Here is a 20,114-nt window from a genome sequence, read left to right on the forward strand (position 1 = left end):
GCCAGGGCATGAGCGGTCTCGGCCGGCGCCGAGCCAGTTAGCTTCTGCGCATGGCAGCTCCTGGAGGCTCAGGACCGATCGGACCGTTCCCGTCCGGTGTCGAGACGCCCGACGAGCAGGAGGAGTACGACCGCATGCGGCGGCGGTTGCTGTGGACCATGCCGTACGGGCTGTACGTCGTGGGATCGAGGCACGGCGACCGGCGCAACGCCATGACCCTGAACTTCGCCACCCAGGTGAGCTTCGAGCCGAAGCTGCTGGGCATCGGCGTGGAGAAGACGGCGCTCACCCACGAGCTGATCGAGGGCGGCGGGAGCTTCACGCTGAACACGGTCTCGCGGGAGGACCGGGCGATCGTCCGCAAGTTCACCAAGCCGGTGGAGGTCGACGAGGCGGCGTCGACGCTCAACGGCTTCCCGTTCCACGACGGCCCCACCGGCGCTCCGGTGCTCGACCAGGCCACCGCCTGGATCGCCTGCGAGGTGCGCCAGCCGGTCGACTGCGGCGGCCACACGTTCTTCATCGGCGAGGTGGTGGCCTGCGCCTTCCAGCAGGCCGAGGACACGCCGGTGCTCCGCATGGAGGACACCCGCATGAGCTACGGGGGCTGACCGTGACCGAGCCGTTCCCGTCGCAGGGCCGTTCCGCCGACGACCTCCTGGCCGAGCTGGAGTCGGGCCGGGGCGAGGACGCCGACTGGCGCCGGGCCCGCACGTTCAGCCTCGTCTACAACCCGGCCGACCCCGGGCTGGAGCACCTGCAGGAGGCGGTCGCCCTCGCCTACCTGCACGAGAACTACCTGAATCCCTTCGCCTTCCCGAGCCTGCTGCGGATGGAGCGCGAGGTGGTCGCCATGGCGGCCGACCTGTTCCACGGCGACCCCCGCGGCGGCCGGCTGTCGAGCGGTGGCACCGAGAGCATCTTCCTCGCCGTCCAGGTGGCCCGGGACCACGCCCGGCTGGCCCGGGGCACCGAGGTGCCGTCGATCGTGGTGCCCGAGACCGCCCACCCGGCGTTCGCCAAGGCCTGCCACTACCTCGACGTGACCGAGGTCCGGGTGCCGGTGGGCGCCGACGGCCGGGCCGACCCGGTGACGATGGCGCAGGCGGTCGACGAGCGGACGGCGCTCGTCGTCGGCTCGGCGCCCTGCTACCCGTACGGCGTGGTCGACCCGATCCCGGCGTTGGCGGAGCTGGCGGCCGAGCGGGGGATCCTGTGCCACGTCGATGCCTGCCTGGGCGGTTGGCTGCTGCCGTTCCTGGAGCGGCTGGGCGAGCCGATCCCGCCGTGGGACTTCCGGGTGGAGGGCGTCACGTCGCTGTCGGCCGACATCCACAAGTACGGGTGGTGCTTCAAGGGCGCGTCGGTGCTGGTGCACCGGAACGAGGAGCTGCTGGGCCAGCAGTTCTTCGTGTTCGACCGCTGGCCCGGCGGCGTCTACGGCTCGGCGACCACCGCGGGCACCCGCCCGGCGGCGCCGATCGCCGCGGCGTGGGCGACGATCCGCTACCTGGGCGAGGAGGGCTACCTGCGGCTGGCGGGACAGGTGCTCGACGCCGCCCGCCGGATCCGGGCCGGGATCGACGCCATCGACGGCCTGCAGGTGACCGGCGACCCGGTGGCTGGCGTGCTGGAGATCGCCTCGGCGGACCCGGAGGCGGTCGACGTCGCCGCGGTCGGCGACGTGATGGACGACCGCGGCTGGCACCTCGACCGCCAGCAGGGCGGCCTCCACGCCATCCTGTCGCCGTCCCACGTGGCCGTCGCCGACGAGTTCCTCGCCGACCTGGCCGCGGCCGTCGCCACCCATGGCGAGAGCCGCGGCGTCGAGGCCCGCTACGGGGGCGTCTGAGCCATGACCCGAGTCGTTCGTGGTCGCCACGCCGAGGACGAGTCACTTGTGATCGGAGACCGACCGCAAACGACTCGAGTCCGGCGGAGCGACCACAGATGACTCGGGAATGGAGCGCCGCGGTGCTGTGCGGGGGCGGGAGCCGGCGCATGGGCACCGACAAGGCGCTCGTGGAGATCGACGGCGCACCGATGCTGCGCCGGGTGGCGGTGGCGGTGCGGCGGGCCGGAGCGGGGCACGTGGCGGTCGTCGGCTCCGGGAGCCCCGACGACGACGCCCGCCGCCGGGGCGCGCTGGCCGGGCTCGACATCGAGGCCGTCGCCGACGACCACCCCGGCGAGGGTCCCCTCGGCGGCCTCCTCACCGCCCTCCGCACCGCCCGCCACGACGTGGTGCTGGTGGTCGCCTGCGACCTGGTGGCCCCCTCCGCCGCGGCGCTGCAGGCCACCGTCGCGGCCCTGGCGCACCACGACGTCGCCGTCCCGACCGGGGAGCGGGCGCAGTGGCTCCACGCCGCCTGGCACCGCCGGGTCGCCGAGCCCCTGCGCAAGCAGTTCGACGCGGGGGAGCGGTCGGTCGGGGGAGCCGTCGAAGCGGCGGGGCTGACCGTCGCTTGGGTCGACGACCTGGACACAGCCGCCCTCGCGGACGCTGACACGCCCGAGGACCTGCCTCGGCAAGTTCCCCGTAAGGGCTAGCCTGCGGGAATGGACGCCCCCCAGAGCACCGTCCCCGAGATCGATGTCACCGAGTTGGCGCGGCTGCAGGCCGCGGGCGTCACTTTGATCGACGTGCGCGAGCCCGACGAGTACGACGGTGGGCACGTCCCCGGCGCCGAGCTCATCCCCCTGGGCACCGTGCCCGAGCGCCTCGACGAGGCCCAGGCCAAAGAGGGCACCGTCTACGTCATCTGCGCCATGGGCGGCCGCAGCCACAAGGCCGCCGAGTTCTTCCGGACCAACGGCATCGACGCCGTCAACGTCGCCGGCGGCACCAAGGCCTGGATCGAGGCCGACCGACCCACCAACACGGGGATGGAGCCGTAGGCCGTCTCGCCACCCCGGCCTACACGTGGGTGTCGACGCGCGCCGAGCTGGACGCCGTCGTCGCCTCCGCGTCGACGGCTGAGGCCTACGCCCTCGACACCGAGTTCCACCGCGAGCGCACCTACTACGCGCAGCTCGCGCTCCTGCAGCTGGGCTGGGACGGACAGATCGCGCTGGTCGACCCGCTGGAGGTCGACATCGCCCCGCTCGCCGAGCTGCTCGACGGCAACGGCGACTGCCTCATGCACGCGTCGGCGCAGGACCTGGCGATCCTCGAGCGGGCCTGCGGCGTGCTGCCCCGCAGCCTGGTCGACACACAGATCGCCGCCGGCTTCGTCGGGCTGGGGTCGCCGGGCCTCGCAGCGGTCCTGCAGCGGCGCCTGGGCATCCACCTCCCCAAGGCCGACCGGCTCACCGACTGGCTGCGGCGCCCGCTGGGCGACAACGCCGCCGTGTACGCCGCCGCCGACGTCGCCCACCTGCACGACCTGTGGGAGTCGCTGGAGACGGAGCTGATCAAGCGGGGTCGGCTGTCGTGGGTGCTCGACGAGTGCGAGCAGCTGCGCCGGCGCTTCCGCGAGCCCGCCGACCCGGCCCGGGCCTGGTGGCGCATCAAGGAGGCCCGTCGCCTCAAGGGCCGGGGCCGCTGCGTGGCCCAGGCGGTGGCGGCGTGGCGCGAGCGCCGCGCCCAGGAGACCGACCGGCCCGTGCGCCACGTGTTGCCCGACCTGGCCGTCGTCGCCATCGCCGAGCGGCCGCCGCCCACCAAGGCCGACCTGCAGCGGGTGCGGGGCCTCGACGGCCGTCACCTGCGGGGCGGCGCGTCCGCCGAGCTGCAGGAGGCGATCGAGGAGGGCAAGGTGCTCGACGAGAGCGAGCTGCAGCTCCCCGAGCGCGACGGGGTCGACACCGCGGTGCGCCCCGCGGTGACGCTGGCGTCGGCCTGGGTGAACCAACTGGCCCACGACCTGCAGCTCGACACGTCGATGCTGGCCACCCGGGCCGACATCGAGGCCCTGGTCCGGGGCGACGGAACGTCACGCCTCCTGTCCGGATGGCGCGAAGAAGTGGCCGGTGAGCCGGTGCGCCAGCTGCTGTCGGGGGAGGCCGCGCTGGCCTTCAACGGTGCCGGTGCCCTGGTGCTAGAACGCCGGTCGGGGCAGGTCATGTGCTAGGAAAGTCCTTCGGCAGGCCCAATGGGGACTCCGAGCAGCACCTCCGCGGCGATAGAATTCGCCGCCGTACGCAACCTCATGTGGGAGCAGGCCCGTGAAGAAGGGTCGACATCGCCGATTCGAGGAGGCGCGTGCGCTGAAGCGCAGCGACAGCCTCGACCTTTCCGCCATCTTTGACCCGGCGGATGCTGAGCCGTGCCCTGAGTGCGGCGCCGACCCTGGCGCCACACACGCCACCTGGTGCCTCTACGAGGCGGCAGAGGACGAGCACGACAACGCCAACTAGCCGGCCTCTCCACTAGCGGGCGGGCGCAAAACCGGGTGTGGAAGGAGCGTGGAACTGTCGCGCCGTCGTTCGATCTCCTCGACGACCCGGTCGTAGGCCCACTCGCCGACCAGCTCCGAGATCTCGTCGCGCAGCTCCTCGTAGACGGGGCGGTGGCCGTCGAAGGCGTCGGGGGCGTCGGTGCACCACCAGTGGAAGTCCTCGCCGCCGCCACCCCAGTCGCGCCGCTTCCACTCGCGCAGGGTGGACGTGACGTGACCGGAGTCCTCGGTGTGGTCGATCCGGCGCAGCGGGAGCTGCCAGCAGACGTCGGGCTTCCAGTCCATGGGCCGCTCGCCGGCCTCCAGGGCGCCCCGGTGGAGGGCGCAGCCGGCGCCGCCGGGGTGGTCGGGGCCGTTGAGGAAGATGCAGGCGTCGTCGACCAACCGGGTGACCGTGTTGCCCTTCTTGGTGGTGCGCAGGGGGCCGTCCCGGCGCTCGGCCGCGGGCTTGTGCTGCCACTGCTCGTCGGTGAGGCGCTCGGCGGCGGTGCGCACCGAGGCCGCGTCCTCCTCGTCGACCAGGTGGGCGCCGTAGCTGCAGCAGCCCTGCTCCAGCTCGGGGACGGGGGCCGTGAGCACCCCGGGGCAACCCTGGCCGAAGATGCAGCGCCAGTTGCTGGCGAGGAACGTGACGTCGAAGACCCAGGTCCGGTGCTCCTTCCGGTCCTCGAAGCTGACGTAGTCGTGAAGGTCGTCGGGGGGCGCGTCGGGCATCGCCATCAAGATCGCGCATCCGGGTCGCGGCGTGGGGCATCCTGGGTGGGTGGCCGGTGAGTTCGACGACATCCGCAAGCGTCTGGAGTCCATCAGCGAGGAGCTGGCGGACCTCGCCATCGAGCGACTCCGTGAGTCGATCGACGCCGGTGGCCATGAGCTGCCGGTCGACGAGCGGCGGCTGACCCGGGCCCGCCGGGCGGTCGACAAGGCCGTGGTGCTGCTCGCCGAGCCCGACGACTTCGACTGACCCAGCGGTACGTAGGGTTAATGTTCCGCCCCGTACCGGGCCGACACCTCTCACGAGACGGGCTGGCGGTCGGGGGACTGGCCGTCGCACTGGGGATGCCGCTGGTGGTGGCGCTCGTGGTGCTCCGCGACCCGCACTGGCTGACCCTGCACGACCTGGCGCAGGTGGAGATGCGGGTGCGCGACGTCAGCGGTGGGCACCCGCCGGCGTTGGGCCTGGGTGGGCGGATCGAGGGCTACGGGCAGACGGGGAGCCACCCGGGGCCGGTGAGCTTCTACGCCCTGTGGCCGTTCTACGAGCTGTTCGGGGCGTCGAGCTGGGCGCTGCAGGCCGCGGCGGGGGTGCTGAGCGCCGTCGCCGCCGGGCTGGCGGTGTGGCTGGCCCACCGCCGTGGTGGCCTGATGCTGGCCCTGGCGGCGACCGCGGTGCTGGCGGTGCTGCTGCGGGGCTACGGAGCGGAGCTGCTGACGTCGGCCTGGAACCCGCACATGCCGCTGGTGTGGTGGTGGGTGTTCCTGCTGGCGGTGTGGTCGGTGCTGCTGGGCGACGTGGTGGCGCTGCCGGTGCTGGCCTTCGCCGGGGTGCTCTGCGCCGAGACGCACATCCCGTACGTGCTGCCGGTGGCGGCGCTGGGCGCTCTGGCGGTCGGCGTGGTGGTCGCCCGGGGGTGGCGCGACCCGTCGGGCCGACGGCCGCTGCTGGTGTGGGGCGGGGCGGCCGCCGGGCTGGCGCTGGTGCTGGTGGCGCCGCCGCTGGTGGAGGAGGTGACCCGCGACCCGGGGAACCTGACGGTCATCGTCGAGAGCTTCCGGCATCCCTCGTCCGCCCGGGTGTCGCGCGGCGAGGCCCTCGACGTGTGGCTCGAGCACCTCGACGTCGTCGCCCTCCTGCGCCAGCAGACCGCGGAGGTCGCCAGCACCACCGACACCAGGCTCGACCTCGGCGCCCGGCTGCCGGGCCTGGCGCTGCTGGCGGTGTGGGCGGGGGCGGTGGTGGTCGCGTGGCGGCGCCGCGACCGCGACCTGCTGCGGCTGCACCTGGTGGTGGCGGTCGCCGAGGGGGCGACGCTGCTGGCCATCTCCCGCATCTTCGGCCCGGTGTGGCCGTACCTGGTGCTCTCCTCGTGGGGCACGACGGCGCTGATGGTGCTGGCGACGCTGCTGACCTTCCGGCCGCTGGCGTCGGTGCGGCTCGGCGTGGTGGCGACGGCGGCCGCGGTGGCCGTGGCGGCGTTCGCGGTCGACAGCGCCTACACGGACAACGCCGAGATGGAGCTGGTGACCGCCGTCGGCGACCTGACGTCGGCGACAGCCGCCCGGCTCGACCACGACGAGCGCTACCTGCTGGAGATCGACGACCCGGTGCACATCGTGACGCCGGCGTTCGGGTTCGTGCTGGAGCTGGAGAAGCGGGGCTACGACGTCCGCACCGGGGAGCGCCACGCCGCCGCCGTCCGCTCCCACCGGACCATCGCCCCCACCGACGCCGACGCGGTCCTGCACTTCGTGGTGGGCGAGGACCTGATCACCGAGTGGCGTTCCCGTGCCCAGCTCCTCGCCGAGGTCGACCCTGGGACCGAAGCGGAGCCACCCCTCGCGGTGTTCCTCGTTCCTTGAAGGTCAGGTGAGAGGGGGAGCGCTGGGCAGGCGGTTGAGGGCCTCGATCAGGGAGCGGAACCGGCCGCCCTTGCGGACGTCGAACTGCATCACCAGGCGCGGCCGGTCGAGCTCGTCGCGGTCGGACACCTCGGCCTGCAGCGGCGGAGACGCCTCGATGCCGCCCTCGGTGCACACGTCGGAGAACTCCTCGGTCAGCTCGGCGATCTCCTTCGCCGTCGGTTCGGCCTGCAGCCGGACCACCAGCCGCCCGCCCACCCAGCGCATGGAGTGGTAGTTGCGCCAGAAGCCCCGCACCTCGGCGACGGCCTCGTCGACGTCGTCGGTGATCAGGTACAGGTTCGAGTCGCCGGGCGACACCAGCCCGCCCGCCTTCAGCTGCTCGTCGACGAAGCGCTGCCAGCCCTCCCAGTAGCCCAGGCCCTTCACGTCGAGCAGCACCAGCGGCGACGGGGTGGCCTTGCCGGTCTGGAACAGGGTGAGCAGCTCGTAGGTCTCGTCGAGCGTGCCGAAGCCGCCCGGCAGCGACACGAACCCGCTCGACTCCTTGATCAGCATGAGCTTGCGGGTGAAGAAGTACTTCATGCTCACCAACTTGTCGGAGCCGGCGAACAGGTCGGAGATGCCCTCCTCGAAGGGGAGGCGGATGTTGATGCCGATGCTGCGGTCGCGCCCGGCGCCGACGTTGGCCGCCTCCATGATCCCCGGCCCGGCACCGGTGACGACCATCCAGCCCGCCTCGGCCAGCTTGCGGGCCAGGACCTTGGCCTGCTCGTAGAGCGGGTCGCTGGGGTGGGTCCGGGCCGAGCCGAACACCGTGACCTTCCGGATCTCCTCGTAGGGGGCGAACATGCGGAACGCGGCCCGCATCTCCTTGAGGGCGTCGCGCGTGATCTTGAGGTTGAGCCGGTCGGCGTCGTCGCCGGCCAGCTCGTAGGCGGTGCGGATGATCTCGGCCAGGACGTCGCGGTTGCGCTCCGCGCCCGCCTGGTCGAGCAGTTGTTTCACGAGATCACGATCCATGGCCCGCCAAGCCTGGCACGTGGCGGGCCCGTTGCCGCGCCTCCTCAGCCGGCGCCCATCAGGTCGGTGACGCAGCCCGTCCCCGCGGTCGTGAAGGCGTCCTGGGCGGTGTTGTCGGCGTCGACCTCGCTGATGTCGGCGGCGGTGAGGAGGTCGTTGAAGTCGGCGAACGACGCGCCCGCGTCCCGCGTCCGGTCGTACATGCAGCCACACATGTCCTCGGCCGGGATGCTGCCGAGGGTCGCCGCCGCCGACAGGTCCGGCGAGGCGACGCACTGCGACACGTAATCCGCCCGGGCCTCGTCGCTCCACTCGCTGCCCGGCAGGGCGGTCAGCGCCGGTCCCTGGCCGCTGCCGAGGCCGCCCAGGTCGTCGCTGATGTCCTCCAGCTGGCCGAGGATGTCGTCGAGCGAGGTGGTGTCGGTGGTTCCGTTGGTGTCGTCGGTGGAGACCGGGGGCCCACCGGGGTCGGCGGAGCCAGGGTCGTCGTCATCGCCTCGGGTGGCCGCGATCGCCACCAGGACCACCACCACGACCAGCAGCGCGGCCGCGGCCAGGTAGAGGTTCCGGTTCTGCCCGCTCGACGGGGGCGTGGGGGCCGCGGCCATCGGCGCCGGTGTGGGGTACGCCGCGACGGGCTGCGGTGCGGGGGTCGGCCGGGGCGGCGCCGGCCGGGGGTCGACCGCGGGAGTGGGCGCCGGCGTCGCCGCGACAGCCGCCGCGGCCTGGGGTGGGGCCGGGCGGGCGGCCCGCCAGGCGACCAGCGAGGCGCCCAGCGGGACCGCGTCCTTCGGGTTGGCGTCGACGGCGACCGGGCGGCCCAGCTGCTCGGTGACCAGGTGGGCGACCATCGGGATGCGCGACGAGCCGCCCACCAGCAGCACGGCGGTCACGTCGTCGAGCCCGATGCCGGCCGACTCCACCGCCCGCCGCAGCGCCACGATCGTCTCGTTGAGCGCCGGCCGGATCATCGCCTCGAACTCGTGCCGGGTGAGCCGCACCTCGGTGTGCCGGTCGGGGAGCAGCACCGGGATCGACACGTCGGACTCCACCGACAGCGCCTCCTTGGCCTCCACGCAGTCCTGCCGCAGCTGCTGCAGCCCGGCCACCGTCGCCGGGTCGTCGGCGTCGAGCAGGGGGCTGTCGAGATCGATGCCCAGCACGTCGGACACGTGGCGGAGGATGGCGTGGTCGAAGTCGATGCCGCCCAGGCGCTCGATGCCGTCGGGCCGCCCCACGATCCGGAACGACGTGCCCTCCACCCGCACCAGCGCAGCGTCGAAGGTGCCGCCGCCCAGGTCGTACACGGCGACCACCGAGCCCGGCGCCAGGTCGCGCTGCGCCGCGTAGAACGACGCCGCCGCCACCGGCTCGGACACGAAGTGGTCGACCTTCAGGTCGACGTGGCGGATCGCCTGGCGCAGCAGGTCGAGCTTGTACTCGCCCCAGTTGGCCGGGTGGGTGACCGCCAGCGACGCCGGCGACGACCCCTCGGTCGACGCCACCTGGCCCACCACCCAGCGCAGCAGGCGGGCCATCAGCAGCTCGGCGGCGATGGGGCTGCCGCCCAGCAGGATCGGCGTGGGGTCGCCCACCCGCCGCTTGAACTCCCGGGCCACCCGGCTCGGCTCCGACACCGCCCGGCGGGCCGCGGCCTCGCCCACCAGCAACTCGTCGCCGCCGCTCCCGAGGTACACCACCGACGGGATGGCCACGCTCCGGCTCCCCAGGGTGGCCGGCAGCGCCCGCCCGTCCCGGGCGATGGCCGCCGCTGTGTACGTCGTCCCCAGGTCGACGCCGAGGTGATAGGTCATGTCGTGAAGAACCCCAGAACCGGTCTCAGACGAGATTGCGTTCGAAAACCCGCGTGGAGCCGGCCGGCGAACGCAATTTCGCTCGTTGTCAGCTGACGGCGGCTTCCGCGCGGGCCACGGGACGACCGTAGAGCGTCGTGCGCTGCTCCAGGCGGCGCCCCAGGCCCTCCACGAGCGCACCCAGGTGGTCGAGCGACAGCTCCTGGCCGTGCGACGCACCCGCCGCCCGGGAGATGTTCTCGTCCATCAACGTGCCGCCCACGTCGTTGCACCCGGAGCGCAGGAGCTGCTCGGTGCCGTCGAGCCCGAGCTTCACCCACGACGCCTGCACGTTGTCGATCAGCCCGCGGTAGGCGATGCGGGCCACGGCGTGGACCAGGATCACCTCGCGGAACGTGGGGCCGCGGCGGGCCTTGCGCTGCAGGTAGATCGGCGTCGCCATGTGCACGAACGGCAGGCCGACGAACTCGGTGAAGCCGCCGGTCTCCTGCTGCAGGTCGCGGGTGCGCAGCAGGTGGCGGGCCCAGGAGTCGGGCCGCTCGACCGCTCCGAACATGATCGTCACGTTCGACCGCAGGCCCACCTGGTGGGCGGTGCGGTGGGCGTCGAGCCACTCCTCGGTGTCGATCTTGTCGGGGCAGAGGACGGCCCGCACCGGGTCGTCGAGGATCTCGGCGGCGGTGCCCGGGAGCGACTTGAGGCCGGCGTCCATCAGCCGCTTCATGTAGACGTCGAGCGGCTCCTCCAGGCGCTTGGCCCCCTCGGTGACCTCCAGGGCGGTGAAGCCGTGCAGGTGCATGTCGGGCACCTCGGCGTGGAGCGCCTTGGCCACCTCGATGTAGTAGTCGCCGTCGAAGTCGGGGTGGATGCCGCCCTGCAGGCACACCTCGGTGGCGCCCAGGTCCCACGCCTCACGGGCGCGGCCGGCGATGTCGTCGAGCGTGAGCAGGTAGGGCGTGCCCCGCAGGTTGAGCGACAGCGGGCCCTTCGAGAACCCGCAGAACTTGCACTTGAAGGTGCAGACGTTCGTGTAGTTGATGTTGCGGTTGTGGACCCAGGTGACCGTGTCGCCCACGGTCTCGGCCCGCAGCTCGTCCGCGAGCGCGGCGACCGCGCCCACCTCGGGGCCGCGGGCGGCGAACAGGGTGACGATCTCGTCGAAGCCGACGGTCTGGCCCTGCCGGACGCCGTCGAGCACCTCGGCGACGGCGCCCCGCACCCGGTCGTGCGGCGCCGGGACGACGGCGGGCGCCGTGACGTCGGCCCCCGAGTACCACGCGGTCGACCGCTCACCGATCAGCAGGATCTCCGCCCCGGTGCCGGCCTTGGCGTCCTCCAGGGTGTGCTCCGGGAGCACCGCGCCCGGATCGTCGCGGCCCAGGCCCTCGGCGTCGGAGCGGTCCATCACCGGGAACCGCAGCTTGGGGTCGAGCCACGTGTCGGCCGCGCCCGTCCAGGCGTTGGAGTACTGCGGGTACACGGTGAGCCGGGGTGCCAGGGCGAAGCCGCGGGCCTCGGTCACCTTCCGCAGGGTGTCGAGCGCCGGCCAGGGCCGCTCCGGGTTCACGTGGTCGGCGGTGAGGGGGGAGACGCCGCCCCAGTCGTCGATCCCGGCGTCGAGCAGCATGCCGAAGTCGTCGGCCAGGTTGGGCGGCGCCTGCACGGCCACGTCGTCGGGCAGCACCAGGCGGGCGAAGGCGATCGCCTCCAGGTGCGCCTCGGGCGGGCAGGGCGCGGCGCCGTGCATGGCGGTGCCGGGCTTGGGCAGGAAGTTCTGGACGATCACCTCCTGCACGTGGCCCCAGCGCCGGTGCGACTCGGCGATGGCCTCGAGCGCCTCGAGACGGTCGGCCCGGTCCTCGCCGATTCCCACGAGGATCCCCGTGGTGAAGGGGATGCGCAGCTCCCCGGCGGCTTCCAGCGTGGCCAGGCGGCGGGCAGGGACCTTGTCGGGCGCGCCCCGGTGGGCGTCGAGGTCGGGTCGCAGCGACTCGATCATCATCCCCTGGCTGGGGGCGACCTGCCGCAGCTTCGCCAGCTCGTCGGGGTACAGGGCGCCGGCGTTGGCGTGCGGCAACAACCCGGTCTCGTCGAGCACCAGCTGGCACATGGCGACCAGGTAGTCGACCGTCGAGGCGTAGCCGTGCTCGTCGAGCCACTGCTGCGCCACCGGGTAACGGGCCTCGGGCCGCTCACCCAACGTGAACAGGGCCTCGTGGCAACCCACCCGGGCGCCGGCCTTGGCGATCCGCAGCACCTGCTCGGGCGTCAGATAGGGCGCGTCGAGCCGGGCGGGCGGTTGGGCGAAGGTGCAGTAGCCACAGCGGTCCTGACACAGCTTCGTCAGCGGTATGAAGACCTTCGGCGAGTACGTCACACGGGTGCCGCTACGCCTGTCGCGGGCCACACGGGACCGGGCGAGAAGCGTGTCGAGCGGCAGGTCCAGGAGGCTGCCCATCACCGGGGCACGCTACCGGCGGACGGGCGGTTCGCTTCACACCCGGTTCACGCCACTTCACACCTGCGAAACATGAACCTATGATCATGTTTCATGATGTGGGGGACTGAGCGAGAGCAGCTGGCTGCCGCCAGCCGACGGGTCGGCGAAGGGGGGCTGGTGGTCGGGACCGCCGGCAACCTGTCCGTGCGCTGCGGCGACGAGCACGTGGCCGTGACGCCCACCGGCGGGGTGCTGGCCAAGCTGACGGCCGACATGATCACGGTGGTCGACCTCGACGGCAAGCACGTCGACGGCGAGCTGGCACCGACCTCCGAGGTGCCGCTGCACCTGGGCGTCTACGCCGACCAGCCCGACGCCCGGGCCGTGGCCCACGCCCACGCGCTGGCGTCGACCGCGGTGTCGTGCACGCACGACGAGCTGCCGGCCATCCACTACACGATCCTCCAGCTGGGCGGGCCGGTACGGGTGGCGCCCTACGCCACCTTCGGCTCCGAGGAGCTGGCCGCCAACGTCACCGCGGCGCTCGCGGGCCGCAACGCCGCGCTCATGCAGAACCACGGCTCGGTGGCCTACGGGCGCTCGCTCGACGAGGCCTGCGAACGCCTCGAGCTGCTGGAGTGGCTGGCGGAGCTCTACTCCCGGTCGGTCGCCCTGGGCACACCGCGGATCCTGTCCGACAAGGAACTGGAGGCCGTGATCATGGCCGCCATCGCCAACAAGTACGGCGCGATCCGGAAGGCGGACGGCTGATGGGCGACCCGACCCGCGAGCACGAGTACGGCATCACCGACTGGCCGGACATCGACGACATCGTCAAGCGCTGCGACGCCCTCGTCGCCACGCCGCCCCGGCCCCTGCGGCGCGACCGCATGGAGGCCTACCTCTCCTGGTTCGACACCCACTGCGCCGGCTCGAAGGCCGCGGCGGACGAGGCCCAGCAGGTCATCCCCGGCGGCGTCCAGCACAACCTGGCCTTCAACCACCCGTTCGCCCTCGCCGTCGAGAAGGCCGAGGGCGCCTACCTGTGGGACGTCGACGGCAACCGCTACATCGACTTCCTCCAGGCCGGCGGCCCCACCGTGCTGGGCAGCAACTACGCCCCGGTGCGCGAGAAGGTGATCGAGCTGCTGCAGACGTGCGGGCCGGTCACCGGTCTGTTCCACGACTACGAGCTGAAGCTGGCCCGCCTCATCCACGACTTCATGCCCGCCGTCGAGCAGTTCCGCATGCTGGGCAGCGGCACCGAGAGCGTGATGGCGGCGCTGCGGGCCGCGCGGGCCTACACCGGCCACGAGCACGTGGTGAAGGTGGGCGGCGGCTACCACGGCTGGAGCGACCAGGTGGTGTACGCCCTGCGGCTGCCCGGCACCGGCGCCCTCGACGCGACCGGCATCCCGCCCGACAACCTGGCCCGCACCCACGAGTTCTTCCCCCACGACGTCGACGAGCTGCGGTCGGTGCTGGAGGCCAACCGCGACAAGGGCGGCACCGCGGCGCTGATCGTCGAGCCCGTCGGCCCCGAGAGCGGTGTGCGGCCGGTGCCGTACGACTTCGCCGCGCAGGCCCGGGAGCTGTGCGACGAGTTCGGGGCGCTGCTGATCTTCGACGAGGTGGTCACCGGGTTCCGGCTCGGCCTCGGCGGCGCCCAGGGCTACTTCGGCGTGCGGCCCGACCTGACCGTGTTCGGCAAGTGCGTCGCCGGTGGCTATCCGGCGGCCGGGGGCGTCGGGGGCAGCCAGGACGTGATGTCGGTGTTCGCCGGCGGGCTGTCGTCGAAGGGCGTGAAGGTGCTGGTGGGCGGCACACTGTCGGCCAACCCGCTGAGCTGCGCCGCCGGCTACCACTCGCTGCTGGAGATGGAGCGCACCGGGGCGCCGGTGCTGGCGGGCCGGGCCGGCGACCGGCTGCGGGCCGGGCTGGAGCAGCTGATCGGGCGCTACGACCTGCCCTACGTCACCTACAACTTCGGGTCGATCGTGCACCTGCACACCTCGGGGGTGCTGCAGCTCGACCTGCGCGACCCGGCGGCGTTCGGCGAGGTCGGCCCCCGGCGTCACATGCTCGAGGAGATGGGCGCGGCGTTCGCCGCCGAGGGGATGATCACCCTCGCCGGCAGCCGGCTGTACACGAGCATGGCCGACACCGACGAGGTGGTCGACGACGCTCTGAGCCGCTTCGACCGCGTCTTCTCCGGCGTGGGATGACGGGCGTGTACACGCTCGCCGTGGATCTGGGGACCAGCGGGGTCAAGGTCGCCCTGGTGTCGACCGACGATGGAACGATCGCCGGGCACGAGACCGAGCCGACCACGTTGCGGTTGCTGCCGGGAGGCGGCGCCGAGCAGGACCCCGACGACTGGTGGCGTGCCGTCGTGACGGCATCTCGGCGCTTGCTGGGAGGTGCCGGGGTGCCGTCCGACGACATCGCCGCCGTCTGCATGAGTGCCCAGTGGGGCGGGACGGTGGCGGTCGACGAGGCCGGCCGTCCCGTGCACCCGGCGGTCATCTGGATGGACAGCCGGGGCGCCCGTCACAGCCGCGCGCTCACCGGCGGCGGCATCACCGTCCCCGGCACCAGCTACAACGCCCGGCGGCTGGCCACCTGGCTGCGGCGCACCGGGGGCGTGCCGTCGCCCACCGGCAAGGACCCGGTGGGGCAGGTGCAGTGGCTGCGCCACGAGGCGCCCGACGCCTACGCCGCCGCCCGCTGGTTCCTCGACGTGCCCGAGTACCTCACGATGCGGCTCACCGGGCGGGCCGTCGCCGGCTACGACACCGCGGCGCTGCGCTGGTGCAGCGACAACCGCGACCCCTACTCGGTGCGCTGGGACGAGGAGCTGGCCGCCCGCTCGGGTTTCGACCCGGCGACCCTGCCCGAGCTGGTGCCGCCGGCGTCGATCGTGGGGCCGATCCTGCCCGAGGTGGCCCGGGAGCTGGGGCTGGGCACCCACGTCCAGGTGGTCGCCGGCACGGGTGACACCACGGCGGCCGCGGTCGGGGCGGGCACGGTGGGCGACCACCAGGCGCACCTCTACGTCGGCACGTCGGCCTGGCTCACCTGCCACGTGCCCTACAAGAAGACCGACCTGCGCACCAACATCGCCTCGTTGCCGGCCGTCGTGCCCGGCCGCTACTGGGTGGCGACCGTGCAGGACGTGGCCGGCAAGGCCCTCACCTGGCTGGCCGACAACGTCGTCTACCCCGACGACGTGCCCGCCGACGCCCTGGCCCGGCTCAACGCCATGGCCGCGTCCGCACCGCCGGGCAGCGACGGCGTGGTGTTCACGCCCTGGCTCAACGGCGAGCGCACCCCGGTGGAGGACCACCGCCTGCGGGGCGGCTGGTTCAACATGTCGCTGGCGACCGACCGGACGACGCTGGTGCGGTCGGTGTTCGAGGGCGTGGCGCTCAACGCCCGCTGGATGCTGGAGACGGTCGAGGGCTTCGTCCGCCTGCCCCGGGATGCGCGACGGTTCGACTCGCTGACGTTCGTCGGCGGCGGGGCCCAGTCGCCCCTGTGGTGCCAGACGATGGCCGACGTGCTCGACCGCCCCATCCGGCAGGCGGCGGAGCCGGTGCTGGCCAACGCCCGGGGCGCCGGCCTCATCGCCGCGGTCGCCCTGGGGAAGCTCACCTGGGCCGACATCCCCGACCGCGTCGCCATCCAGGCCACCTACGAGCCCGACCCCACCACGTGGTCGACCTACGACCGCGCCTACCGGACGTTCCGCGGGATCCACAAGCGGACCCGCACCCTCCACCGCCGCTGACCGCCCGACCGGACGACGACCGACCGAAACTTCGACAGAAGTGGTGGCCAGAGCGCCAGCCGTGTCGAGGTTTCGGTCAGGGGCCGGCGTCGTCGACCACGACGGTGAGGTAGAGGCGCTGGAGGCGGCGGGCCTCGTCGAGGATGGCGTCGTCGCCCTTGGGGTCGAGGCGGAAGGCGAGCTGCAGCAGGGCGTCGGTGGTCTGGACCGCCACCTGGCACTTGCGGGCCAGCCGCTCGTCGTCGGCCAGGCCGTACTGGGCCACCAGGATGCGGCGCAGGCCGTCGGCGATCGCCGCGTTGTTCATCTCGTCGGCCTGCTGGAGCTCCGGGCTCAGGTGCCGGCCGATCCACAGCGCCAGGTAGCCGGGCCGCGACCGGTAGATGTCGATGGCGGCGTCGATCACGGTGCCCACCACGTCGTCCCAGCGCTGCGACTCGGCGTCGGCCACCAGCAGCTCGATCATCCCGTCGAACTCGCCGATGTAGCGCCGGGCCAGGGCGTCGACCACGCCGGCCTTGTCGGCGAAGAACTGGTAGATGGTCCCCACCGGCACGCCGGCCTCGTCGGCCAGCCGCCGCATGGTCAGCGCCGAGTACCCCTCGGTGGCCAGCACGTGGTCGGCCGCCTCCAGCAGGCGCTGCACCCGCTCCCGGCTGCGGGCCTGCTGCGGGTGGCGACGCAGCCGGATGTCGGGCGATCCGGGCTCCGTCGTCACGTCGGGACGCCCGGGGCCTCGGCGGACACGGGCTCGGGGATCGGCTCGCGGATCGGCGTCGGGCTGCTGCGGCCCCGCAGGGCGACGCTGCCCACGTCACGCCACTGCGCCGCCTCGCCGCCCGCCCGGCGGACCGCCTCGCCGGACGCCAGCACCTTCACCTGCCGACCCTTGGCCACGTCGGTGAGCCGCGCCGCCTCGTTCACCGCCGGCCCGATCACCGTGTACTCGTAGCGGGCCTCGGTGCCGACGTTGCCCGCCACCACCTGGCCCGACGACACCCCGATGCCGGCCTGCAGGCCCGGGTGGCGCTCGGCCAGGCCGCACATGCCGGACTGCAGCAGCCGGGCCGCCTGCAGGGCGCGGGAGGCGTGGTCGGGCTGATGGGCGGGCGCTCCGAACACGCACAGGGCGCCGTCGCCCTCGAACTTGTTGACCCAGCCGCCGTGGGCGTCGACGCAACGCACGACCACGTCGAAGAAGTCGTTGAGCGTGTCGACCACCTCGGTCGGCGGCAGCACCTCGGCCATCGCCGTGGAGCCGATGAGGTCGACGAAGACGATGCTGGCGTCGCTCTGCTGGCCGCCCAGGCCGGTGCCGTGCTCCAGGGCCCGCACCGCCACCGCCGGCCCGACGTGGCGGCGGAAGAGGTCCTGCACGTGCTCCCGTTCCCGCAGGCCCGCCACCATGTTGTTGAAGCCCGCCTGCACCTGGCCGATCTCGCCGCCGTCGTCGACGGTGAGGTGGACGTCGAAGCGACCGTCGCGCACCTGACCGATGGCGTCGCGCACGCTGTCGAGCGGGTCGGCCAGCGACTTGGCGGTGGCGATCGTGGCCATCAGCCCGGCCCCGATCCCGGCGATGGTCAGCACCACCACCGCCTCGGGGGGCATGCGGGTCTCGGGCACCGCCACGTCGAGGCCGAAGGCCAGCAGCGGCACGCACGACCCGGCCGCCCAGGCGAACAGCAGGCGGGTGCGCACGCCCAGGGTGGCCGGTCGGCGGGGCGGCTCCCCGGCCAGGGCGAGGGCGAACAGAGAGGTGAACGTCCGCTCGATCAGCAGGAAGCCGAGGGCGCAGGTGACCAGGCCGCCGAGGACGATGGCGTTGACGATCTGCAGCACGTCGAGCGCCCCGGCGCCGGCCAGGGGCGCCGCGATGCCGTACATCACCGCCCCGACCACCCAGAACAGCAAGGGCCGCAGCGCCGACCACCAGGGCAGGCGCAGCACCGCGGCCCGCTCCTCGTCGGTCGGCGGGCGCTCCTCCACCACCCAGGCCACCGAGCGGGAGAAGGCCAGGTAGGCCCACACGTTGGCCAGCACGGCCGACACCGCGAACGTCGCCCCGAACGCCAGCAGCACCAGCGGTAGCCCCACCTTCGGGGCGATGCTCTCGCCCAGCGTCAGCTGGCTGTACGCCAGCACCACGCTGCCCCCGGCGACGTTGGCGAGCAGCAGGCGCCGGAACACCGACACCCGGATGCCCCGCACCAACTCGCCCAGCGGCGTGAGGTCGCCTCGTTCCACGCCCGCCAGGGTAGGGGGCGGGCTGGGGGCCTGTACTTTCAGCCCCCGATGATTGGCGACAGGTTGCTGGACCGGTGGTTCGACATCTGGTGGGCCGTGCGCCGGCGACCGGCGGTCGTGACTGTGTTGAGCGTCTTCGGTGTCGTGGCCGCCGTGGTGGTCGTCTTCGTCGTCGGGCGGGAGCTGCTCGACGACGACCCCCGCCGGGTGCCCGACCGCATCTGGCACCTGGCCGACGCGTGCGAGTCGCCCGGCGAGCCCTACGTCGACGCCGCCCGGCACCGCGGCCCGGCCCCGCACCCGGTGGCGGTCTTCCCCGCGCTGTCGTACCAGGTCGACGACCCCTCCGTGTGGCTCCCGGAGGACCCGGCCCGGGTGCAGCTCGTCGCCTGCATCGACCGGCTGGGCCTCGTCGCCTCCCCGCCGGAGGGCTACGACGAGTGCGAGTACGTCGGAGACGGCGGGATCGTGGACGTGCAGACGGCCAGGTACCGCATCACGGTCTACGAGCTCCGGACGGGCCGCGAGCTCGGATCGGAGGAGCTGGTCGGCGAGCTCGACCACTGCCCCGACATGCTCACCGAGGGCCAGCGGCTCTACAGCCTCCTGAGCCACGACCAGCTGACCCTCGTCCTCACCCCCCACGTCGCCCGGAACCTCTGACCCGCTAGCGCTTGGCCCTCATCGATGGGCAATTTGCTAGGGATCCGGCGGTCACGCCCAGTAGCATCGTGCATCGTGCCTGCTCATACGTGTTGGGCGCGATCTTCATGAGCGCCCTACCGCGCCGTCTGCTGCCGGACAATGCTTCGGTGAACGCAGACGGGTCTCTCGCCATAGCGGGCTGCTCGTTCGAGGATCTCGTCGCTGAGTTCGATACACCGCTCTTCGTCTACGACGAAGCTCATCTCCGGGCTCGCTGCCGCGAAGCGGTTGATGTCTTCGGGGACGGCGTGGCCTACGCCAGCAAGGCGTTCCTCTGTGTCGCCATGGCCCAGTTGGCTCACGAAGAGGGCCTGTGCCTGGACGTTGCAACGGGCGGCGAGCTGCACGTCGCGCTCGCCGCGGGCGTTCCGGCCGATCGTCTGGTGCTTCACGGCAACAACAAGAGCGTCGACGAGCTGCGGCGGGCACGTGAGGCGGGGGTCGGGCGGATTGTCGTGGACAGCCTCGACGAGCTGGACCGCTTGGACCGCCTGAACCTCGAGGACGGACTGGTCCCACAGGTCCTCGTCCGGGCGACACCAGGTGTCGAGGCACACACCCACGAGTTCGTCCGGACGGGCCAGCTCGACTCCAAGTTCGGTTTCGGTATCGCCTCGGGGGAGCTCACCAAGGCCGTCGAGAGAGCCGCAGGATCACCCGCAGTCGATCTCGTCGGCGTTCACGTGCACATCGGTAGTCAGGTGTTCGTCGCGGACTTCTTCCACCAGGCGATCGAAGTGATCGCTCCCTGGGTTCGGGCGCTCGATCTGCCGGAGCTGTCTGTGGGTGGCGGACTCGGTGTGCCCTACGTCGAGGGTGAGGAAGCGCCCACGATCACCGAGTGGGGAAGGACCGTGATCGACTCGTGTCGAGCCGCCGGGATCGACAGCCGCATCGTGGCCGAGCCCGGGCGCTCGATCGCCGCGCAAGCTGCTGTCACCCTCTACACCGTGGGCACGATCAAAACGGTGCCCGACATTCGGACGTACGTGTCGGTGGATGGTGGGATGAGCGACAACCCCAGGCCAATGTTGTATGGCAGTGGCTACGAAGCCTTCCTCCCCCGAGACGTGGATGCCGAGAGATCGCTCACCGTCACCGTTGTCGGCAAGCAC

General features: G+C 72.6%; 19 protein-coding genes. 13 read left to right on the top strand and 6 right to left on the bottom strand.

Features of this window, described 5'->3' with window-relative positions; genetic code table 11:
- Nucleotides 1-50 precede the first annotated feature (50 nt).
- The 6 genes from VK611_09170 (at nucleotide 51) to VK611_09195 (ending at nucleotide 4,359) form a co-directional block, all read left to right on the top strand.
- The gene (locus VK611_09170; GenBank protein HMG41489.1) at nucleotides 51-611 is read left to right on the top strand and encodes a flavin reductase family protein; all 561 of its coding nucleotides are present in this window, start codon (nucleotides 51-53) and stop codon (nucleotides 609-611) included.
- Between the two features lie 2 nt (nucleotides 612-613).
- Nucleotides 614-1,852 (top strand): aminotransferase class V-fold PLP-dependent enzyme, encoded by a 1,239-nt coding sequence (locus VK611_09175; GenBank protein HMG41490.1) that lies wholly within the window; start codon nucleotides 614-616, stop codon nucleotides 1,850-1,852.
- 98 nt (nucleotides 1,853-1,950) lie between these two features.
- Nucleotides 1,951-2,550, top strand: coding sequence for a molybdenum cofactor guanylyltransferase (locus tag VK611_09180; GenBank protein HMG41491.1), 600 nt, complete (start codon nucleotides 1,951-1,953; stop codon nucleotides 2,548-2,550).
- A gap of 9 nt (nucleotides 2,551-2,559) precedes the next feature.
- On the top strand, nucleotides 2,560-2,898 hold the full coding sequence (locus VK611_09185) for a rhodanese-like domain-containing protein (protein ID HMG41492.1): 339 nt from the start codon (nucleotides 2,560-2,562) through the stop codon (nucleotides 2,896-2,898).
- 29 nt (nucleotides 2,899-2,927) lie between these two features.
- A complete protein-coding gene (locus VK611_09190) occupies nucleotides 2,928-4,073 on the top strand; it encodes an HRDC domain-containing protein (GenBank protein HMG41493.1) in 1,146 nt (381 codons plus the stop codon).
- 94 nt (nucleotides 4,074-4,167) lie between these two features.
- Nucleotides 4,168-4,359 (top strand): hypothetical protein, encoded by a 192-nt coding sequence (locus VK611_09195; protein ID HMG41494.1) that lies wholly within the window; start codon nucleotides 4,168-4,170, stop codon nucleotides 4,357-4,359.
- On the opposite strand, the gene VK611_09200 is transcribed toward VK611_09195, so the two are convergent.
- Nucleotides 4,356-5,114: a hypothetical protein gene (locus VK611_09200; protein HMG41495.1), complete on the bottom strand. Its 759-nt coding sequence runs from the start codon at nucleotides 5,112-5,114 to the stop codon at nucleotides 4,356-4,358. The genes VK611_09195 and VK611_09200 overlap by 4 nt on opposite strands.
- Nucleotides 5,115-5,163: 49 nt before the next feature.
- On the opposite strand from VK611_09200, the gene VK611_09205 reads away from it, so the two are divergent.
- Together VK611_09205 and VK611_09210 are read left to right on the top strand one after the other, a co-directional pair.
- Complete coding sequence (locus VK611_09205) at nucleotides 5,164-5,364, top strand: hypothetical protein (GenBank protein HMG41496.1); 201 nt, start codon at nucleotides 5,164-5,166, stop codon at nucleotides 5,362-5,364.
- 20 nt (nucleotides 5,365-5,384) lie between these two features.
- Nucleotides 5,385-6,980, top strand: coding sequence for a hypothetical protein (locus tag VK611_09210; GenBank protein HMG41497.1), 1,596 nt, complete (start codon nucleotides 5,385-5,387; stop codon nucleotides 6,978-6,980).
- Nucleotides 6,981-6,983: 3 nt separating this feature from the next.
- Here VK611_09210 and VK611_09215 read toward each other — a convergent pair whose 3' ends face one another.
- From VK611_09215 to cofH, 3 genes are all read right to left on the bottom strand, one after another.
- On the bottom strand, nucleotides 6,984-8,003 hold the full coding sequence (locus tag VK611_09215) for a TIGR00730 family Rossman fold protein (GenBank protein HMG41498.1): 1,020 nt from the start codon (nucleotides 8,001-8,003) through the stop codon (nucleotides 6,984-6,986).
- A 44-nt stretch (nucleotides 8,004-8,047) separates the two neighbouring features.
- Nucleotides 8,048-9,817 carry an Hsp70 family protein gene (locus tag VK611_09220; GenBank protein ID HMG41499.1) on the bottom strand — a complete coding sequence of 590 codons (1,770 nt, stop codon included), beginning with the start codon at nucleotides 9,815-9,817 and terminating at the stop codon, nucleotides 8,048-8,050.
- An 88-nt stretch (nucleotides 9,818-9,905) separates the two neighbouring features.
- A complete protein-coding gene (gene cofH / locus VK611_09225) occupies nucleotides 9,906-12,275 on the bottom strand; it encodes a 5-amino-6-(D-ribitylamino)uracil--L-tyrosine 4-hydroxyphenyl transferase CofH (protein HMG41500.1) in 2,370 nt (789 codons plus the stop codon).
- A 93-nt stretch (nucleotides 12,276-12,368) separates the two neighbouring features.
- Between cofH and VK611_09230 the strand changes: the two genes are divergently transcribed.
- From VK611_09230 to VK611_09240, 3 genes are read left to right on the top strand one after another with little or no spacing between them, the layout of a single operon-like run.
- Nucleotides 12,369-13,028 (top strand): class II aldolase/adducin family protein, encoded by a 660-nt coding sequence (locus VK611_09230; GenBank protein ID HMG41501.1) that lies wholly within the window; start codon nucleotides 12,369-12,371, stop codon nucleotides 13,026-13,028.
- Entirely contained in the window at nucleotides 13,028-14,482 is a 1,455-nt protein-coding gene (locus VK611_09235; protein HMG41502.1) for an aminotransferase class III-fold pyridoxal phosphate-dependent enzyme, read from the top strand. The genes VK611_09230 and VK611_09235 overlap by 1 nt, the downstream gene beginning before the upstream one ends.
- Nucleotides 14,483-14,487: 5 nt before the next feature.
- Nucleotides 14,488-16,047 carry an FGGY-family carbohydrate kinase gene (locus tag VK611_09240; protein ID HMG41503.1) on the top strand — a complete coding sequence of 520 codons (1,560 nt, stop codon included), beginning with the start codon at nucleotides 14,488-14,490 and terminating at the stop codon, nucleotides 16,045-16,047.
- A 76-nt stretch (nucleotides 16,048-16,123) separates the two neighbouring features.
- Here the strand turns inward: VK611_09240 and VK611_09245 are convergent, their stop codons facing one another.
- Entirely contained in the window at nucleotides 16,124-16,765 is a 642-nt protein-coding gene (locus VK611_09245; protein ID HMG41504.1) for a TetR/AcrR family transcriptional regulator, read from the bottom strand.
- The gene (locus VK611_09250) at nucleotides 16,762-18,294 is read right to left on the bottom strand and encodes an adenylate/guanylate cyclase domain-containing protein (GenBank protein HMG41505.1); all 1,533 of its coding nucleotides are present in this window, start codon (nucleotides 18,292-18,294) and stop codon (nucleotides 16,762-16,764) included. The genes VK611_09245 and VK611_09250 overlap by 4 nt, the downstream gene beginning before the upstream one ends.
- Before the next feature lie 48 nt (nucleotides 18,295-18,342).
- Between VK611_09250 and VK611_09255 the strand changes: the two genes are divergently transcribed.
- Both VK611_09255 and lysA read left to right on the top strand, forming a co-directional pair.
- Nucleotides 18,343-18,957, top strand: a complete 615-nt coding sequence (locus VK611_09255) for a hypothetical protein (protein HMG41506.1) — start codon at nucleotides 18,343-18,345, stop codon at nucleotides 18,955-18,957.
- Nucleotides 18,958-19,046: 89 nt separating this feature from the next.
- Nucleotides 19,047-20,114, top strand: a 1,068-nt coding sequence (gene lysA / locus VK611_09260) for a diaminopimelate decarboxylase (GenBank protein HMG41507.1), incomplete at its 3' end; no start/stop codon positions are given.

This window comes from Acidimicrobiales bacterium, from assembly GCA_035316325.1.
In the GTDB taxonomy this organism is placed as follows: Bacteria; Actinomycetota; Acidimicrobiia; order Acidimicrobiales; family VFJN01; genus DASXTK01.